Source organism: Mucilaginibacter sp. P4_G9 (assembly GCF_056400985.1).
The window spans coordinates 1-5,637 of record NZ_JBFUKF010000326.1 but is presented as its reverse complement, the minus strand read 5'-3'; the positions used below and the strand labels follow the sequence as shown (position 1 = coordinate 5,637).

General features: G+C 42.5%; 5 protein-coding genes and 1 pseudogene. 4 read left to right on the top strand and 2 right to left on the bottom strand.

What is annotated here, in order from left to right:
* Together AC1DPZ_RS20810 and AC1DPZ_RS20805 are read left to right on the top strand one after the other, a co-directional pair.
* On the top strand, window positions 1–573 hold a 573-nt coding region (locus AC1DPZ_RS20810), incomplete at its 5' end, for an SLC5/6 family protein (RefSeq protein ID WP_477407005.1).
* 165 nt (window positions 574–738) lie between these two features.
* On the top strand, window positions 739–1,446 hold the full coding sequence (locus AC1DPZ_RS20805; RefSeq protein WP_477407003.1) for an LOG family protein: 708 nt from the start codon (window positions 739–741) through the stop codon (window positions 1,444–1,446).
* Window positions 1,447–1,531: 85 nt separating this feature from the next.
* Here AC1DPZ_RS20805 and AC1DPZ_RS20800 read toward each other — a convergent pair whose 3' ends face one another.
* Window positions 1,532–2,716 carry an acetyltransferase domain-containing protein gene (locus tag AC1DPZ_RS20800; RefSeq protein ID WP_477407001.1) on the bottom strand — a complete coding sequence of 395 codons (1,185 nt, stop codon included), beginning with the start codon at window positions 2,714–2,716 and terminating at the stop codon, window positions 1,532–1,534.
* A 179-nt stretch (window positions 2,717–2,895) separates the two neighbouring features.
* Here AC1DPZ_RS20800 and AC1DPZ_RS20795 point away from each other — a divergent pair, with 179 nt between their 5' ends.
* Window positions 2,896–4,122: a TCR/Tet family MFS transporter gene (locus tag AC1DPZ_RS20795; RefSeq protein WP_477406999.1), complete on the top strand. Its 1,227-nt coding sequence runs from the start codon at window positions 2,896–2,898 to the stop codon at window positions 4,120–4,122.
* An 85-nt stretch (window positions 4,123–4,207) separates the two neighbouring features.
* Window positions 4,208–5,461 carry a TCR/Tet family MFS transporter gene (locus AC1DPZ_RS20790; protein WP_477406997.1) on the top strand — a complete coding sequence of 418 codons (1,254 nt, stop codon included), beginning with the start codon at window positions 4,208–4,210 and terminating at the stop codon, window positions 5,459–5,461.
* On the opposite strand, the pseudogene AC1DPZ_RS20785 reads toward AC1DPZ_RS20790, so the two are convergent.
* Window positions 5,458–5,637, bottom strand: a pseudogene (locus tag AC1DPZ_RS20785) (DUF502 domain-containing protein); the annotation flags it as partial. The gene AC1DPZ_RS20790 and the pseudogene AC1DPZ_RS20785 overlap by 4 nt on opposite strands.

Here is a 5,637-nt window from a genome sequence, read left to right as displayed (position 1 = left end):
CATGTAGATAAAACCGATTACCTGTACCCTACCATCGCCCTGCAATACTTAGGCATTGTACCGGCCATGGTTTTCATGCTTGGGCTTACAGCCGCTACATTTGCCACAACCGATTCGGCCCTAACGGCGCTCACCACTTCATTTTGTGTTGATTTTTTAGGCTTTAACAAAAGCCAGGATTTGAACAGCAAAAAGAAGGTTGGTACCAGGCATACCGTACACATCGCCTTTTCGGGACTCATGTTTTTAACCATCATTATATTTAATGCCATTAACAATGAGGCTGTAGTGAGCGCCATATTCGCTGTAGCATCCTATACTTACGGGCCATTATTAGGGCTTTATTCGTTTGGGTTATTTGTGGGCAACAGGCAGGTTAAGGACAAACTGGTACCGTTTATTTGCATGGCCTCGCCTGCCATCTGTTACTTTTTAAACGCCGAATCAAAAACACTTTTAGGCGGATATGTTTTTAGCAATGAACTTATCATTGTAAACGGATTAATTACATTTGTCGGCTTATTGCTGAGCTCGAGTCTGAAAGACCGGAAGACGGAAAGTCCGAAAGTCTGAAAGTCTGAAAGTCTGAAAGTATTTAAGACACACAGCTTATAAGTAATAATAATACACTATCATTGAAATAAACATCTTCCGGACTTCCGGACTAAGAAAAAAAACAACTTCCGGACTTTCGGACTTTCCCGACTTTCGGATTACAAGGACTACAAAACAAACGATATGACCGGAGACGATAAAATAAGACAAGCATTTGAGAACAAAAACTGGCAGGAAATAAAGGTTACCGATTCCTGGCAGATATTTAAAATAATGGCCGAATTTGTTGACGGCTTCGAAAAACTGGCAAAAATTGGCCCGTGCGTATCTATATTTGGATCGGCACGTACCCATAACGACAACAAGTACTACAAACTGGCCGAAGAAACCGCCCGCCTGCTAACCGAACATGGCTATGGCGTAATATCGGGCGGCGGCCCAGGTATTATGGAAGCGGCTAATAAAGGCGCTTATGAAAACGGGGGTAAATCGGTAGGTTTAAACATCGAGCTGCCTTTTGAGCAATTCCACAATAAATATATCGACAGGGATAAGATCATGGAGTTTGATTACTTTTTTATCCGTAAGGTAATGTTTATGAAATACTCGCAGGGCTTTATCATATTGCCTGGTGGTTTTGGCACTATGGACGAATCGTTTGAAGCCATGACGCTGATACAAACCGGTAAAATTGCGCGGTTCCCCATTATATTTGTTGGTATTGATTACTGGAAAGGCCTGTTTAGCTGGATTGAGGAAAAAATGCTGAACGATCAGCACACCATCAACTCCGACGACCTGATGCTTTACCGTGTGGTTGATACAGCCGAAGAAGCTGTTGAGCACATTACACGTTTCTACAACAAATACGTATTGAAACCGAACTTTTAAAATTATMCGCATAAAAAATGCCGCCACAGAAAAGGCGGCATTTTTTATGCAATACTTTTTACTTGATGCCCCAGCCTATAAGCGGCTACAAATAGCTTAGCCACCATTTTTCTTTATGGGCCTGTTTGTAGGCATCATAACGTTTACATAAGGGGTATAATGCAGCCACAATAATAAACCATACCAGGTAGGCAACCGGTAACGAAAACCCGTACCCTTTTAGGCTTGTTGTAAACCATATTGGCTGGTCAAGGAGCCAGATTTTCCAGTTTTGCCCGGGAGTTAACGCGGATGCCACCAAAGCTATTAAGTGAATGATGTAAATATGGATGAGGTAATAAAACATAGGTACCCTGCCGTAAACCGATACAACTTTAACAACTGCGTTTTGCAATTTTTCTGTAAATGCCAGGAATAAAAAGGCGGCGCCAAGTGTTATTAAAACATATAACAGCGAGGGTGGATATTTATTCACTTTAATAAACGACAGGAAAGTAAAAAAGGCATTTTTTTGAACGCTCCATTTTACAGGGTCGCCGTATACATTGCTAAACCTAAGCAGTATAAACAACACAATGGCCGAAGCACCCATTATAAAGAGAATCTTTCTTCTTTTCTCCACATCAAACCCCGGGGCATACAGCTGGCCAAGACAATAGCCCAGGGGCATAATAGCAACCAGCGGAACTATAGGATAGCCGATTAAGAGAAGTTCATGGTGCCACATAAAAGGGCGCTGCTCGTGCAGTAACGACCAGCCAAAAGCAGGTAATGTATTGCCATTTACGTGAAACCCATCAAACAAATTGTGACCGAATATAAGTATGATACAAAAAGCAAGGATCAGCTTTTTGGGGAGGTGAATCAACGCTGCAAGTACGATCATGCTTATCCCCAATGCCCATATAGTAATAAACAACAGCATGGGAAAGGTGATATTAAAATTCCAGCCAAAATTTACTACAACAAGTTCAAGAAACACCAGCCAAAGGCCGCGCTTTAAAAGGAAAACGGACAATTCTGCTTTGCTTTTCTTCCGGCTCATTAAAAATGCCGATGTACCGGCAAGCAACACAAATATAGGTGCACAAAAATGCGTTATCCACCGGGTAAAAAATAATGCGCCAGTGGTTTTTTCCAGGTCGAGCGGATCAAACAAAAACGAGCCGTAATACAAGTAATCTCTTACATGATCAAGCGCCATGATGATCATGATGGTACCGCGAAGAAAATCAATAGACGTTATTCTGTTTTTAATGGTTGTTGTCATTGAAAAGTATTGAGGTAAAGGTTAATCATTTCAAGGCATTATGATTTGCCAAAACTTTTCAAACATAAAAAAAATAGCAATGATTTTGAAACGGGAGAATAGGTATTCTTTAACTGCGGGGTCTGATTTTTCTGAAAGTTATTATCCTCCCGGTAACAATTTATCGTTAYTTTGCGGCTATGGATCAACCTGCCAAACTTAAACCACAGGCTGCATTAGGCTTTATTTTTATTACCATGCTGATAGATGTTATTGGTTTTGGCATCATTATACCGGTAATGCCCGCGCTGATAGAAAAACTTATACATGGTTCACTAAGCGAAGCCTCACTGTATTCGGGGTTGATGTTGCTGGCCTATTCTGTAATGCAATTCCTGTTTTCGCCCGCTATTGGAAACCTTAGCGATAAATATGGGCGCAGACCAATTTTGCTAATCTCGCTTTTAGGTTTTGGGGTAGATTATCTTTTCCTCGCCTTTGCCCCATCTATAGGCTGGTTATTTGTAGGCCGAACTATTGCGGGGATCACGGGGGCAAGCTTTACTACGGCTTCGGCATACATCGCAGATGTCAGCACGCCCGAAAAACGGGCTCAAAATTTCGGGCTCATCGGGGTTGCCTTCGGTATTGGCTTTATTATCGGTCCTGTATTAGGCGGAATCTTGGGTAAATGGAATGTTCATTATCCTTTTTTTGCTGCCGCTGGGCTGGCATTGTTAAACGCAGCCTATGGGTTTTTCATCCTGCCCGAATCACTTTCGGTTGAACATCGCCGTCCATTTCAGTGGAAGAGAGCTAATCCGCTTGGTTCTTTATTACAGCTCAGGAAATATCCATCGGTTATCGGCCTGGCCGTCTCTTTGTTTCTGCTTTACTTTGCTGCCCAATCGGTTCAAAGTATATGGACATTTTTTACCATTGAAAGATTTAAATGGAGTGAGGATTTGATTGGATACTCATTAGGTTTTGTCGGCCTGATGATAGCCCTGGTACAGGGCGGACTTATCCGCATTGCTTTACCTAAATTAGGCCTGGAACGCAGCATCTGGACAGGTTTATTATTTTATAGCTTTGGGTTGATACTATTTGCCTTCGCTACCCAAAGCTGGATGATGTTTGTGTTTATGATTCCTTATGCGCTGGGCGGTATTGCAGGGCCCGCCCTGCAGGGCTTAATGACCAACCAGGTACCCGCCAATGAACAGGGCGAATTGCAGGGTGGCTTAACCAGCCTCATGAGCTTAAGCTCTATATTTGGCCCCTGGATAATGACTACCCTGTTTTATTATTTTACCAATTTTAAAAATCATCTTTATTTGCCCGGCGCGCCATTTATATTGGGTGCCTTGCTGATGCTGGTGAGTGCATTATTGGCTATCAGGAGTTTTAAAAAGAAGTCACCTTAATACTAAATATCATAATTGCCCTTTTGTAACCAATTTATTATACTTATTCTAAAACTTTTATAACGATTATTCATTTATCAAATTAATGACTGAAAAACCTAAAAAAAAGCAATCGGCGGCGCTGGGCTTTATATTTGTTACGCTGTTTATTGATGTGCTTGGTTTAGGAGTTATTATTCCTGTGATGCCTAAGTTACTGGAAACTTTGGGGCATGTGGATGTAAGCACGGCTACCCAATATAGTGGTTATTTAACCTTCACGTATGCTTCCATGCAGTTTCTGTTCTCGTCGATTTTGGGTAATTTGAGCGACCAGTATGGCCGGCGGCCCATATTGTTAAGCTCATTACTTGGTTTTGGTATCGATTATATTTTTATGGCCTTTGCCCCTACCATAGGCTGGCTTTTTGTTGGTCGAACTATAGCCGGCATTACAGGGGCAAGTACCTCAACGGCAACCGCCTACATTGCCGATATCAGCACGGGAAAAAACCGTGCCGCTAATTTTGGTTTAGTTGGCGCAGCATCTGGTTTGGGCTTCATTTTAGGCATTGGTTTGGGTGCATACCTTGGCGAACTAAATGTTAAACTACCCTTTATGGCGGCGGCAGCTTTTGCCTTGGTTAATGCCGGTTACGGATATTTTGTATTGCCGGAGTCATTAAGCCTTAAAAACAGGCGAAGATTTGAGTGGAAAAAATCAAACCCAATAAGTTCATTGCGCAGCCTTACCAAATACCCTGCCCTCAGTGGCTTAGTTGGCGCATTTGCATTGGTTTATGTGGCACAAAAAGCTGTTGAATATGTATTATCATTTTTTTTAATAGAGAAATTTAGCTGGACGCTCCCCAGCATCGGAACTCTGGGTATCTTTATAGGCGTGGTACTGGTAGCCATACAAGGTGGATTGATAAGATGGACCATACCCAAATTTGGGCAGGAAAAAAATATTGTAGCTGGTTTGCTATTTTATACCATCGGTTTAACGCTTATCGCTTTTGTAAACCATGGCTGGTTAATGTATCTGTATATGATCCCCTATTGCCTTGGCGGCATTTCCGGGCCGGCTTTGCAGGGGCTTATCACAGGCACAGTATCCCCTAAAGAGCAGGGCGAGCTACAAGGCTCATTAACCAGTTTAACCAGTGTGGCGGTCATTATCGGGCCATTGCTGATGAGTTCGGTATTCCACCTGTTTACACACCGTGGTATTAGTATATACTTTCCGGGAGCACCATATATCCTTGGGGCGGTTTTAATGCTGATCAGCGTATTGCTGGCAATAAGAAGTTTTAAGAAAGTACCTGCCGCAAAGGCAACGACGGTAAAAACCGCCTAATCCAAGCCGCTTACCCCGCCTGATATCACGAATTTCATGATGTCGGCGGCGCTTTTATCAATGGGTTTTACCTTGCTGGCATCTATAATGATAACCTGCCCGGCAAACGAATAGGAATACGGAAAATATACCGCAACCTCGCCTGGCAAACCTAAAACCGCAAGATCCTTTTGAAC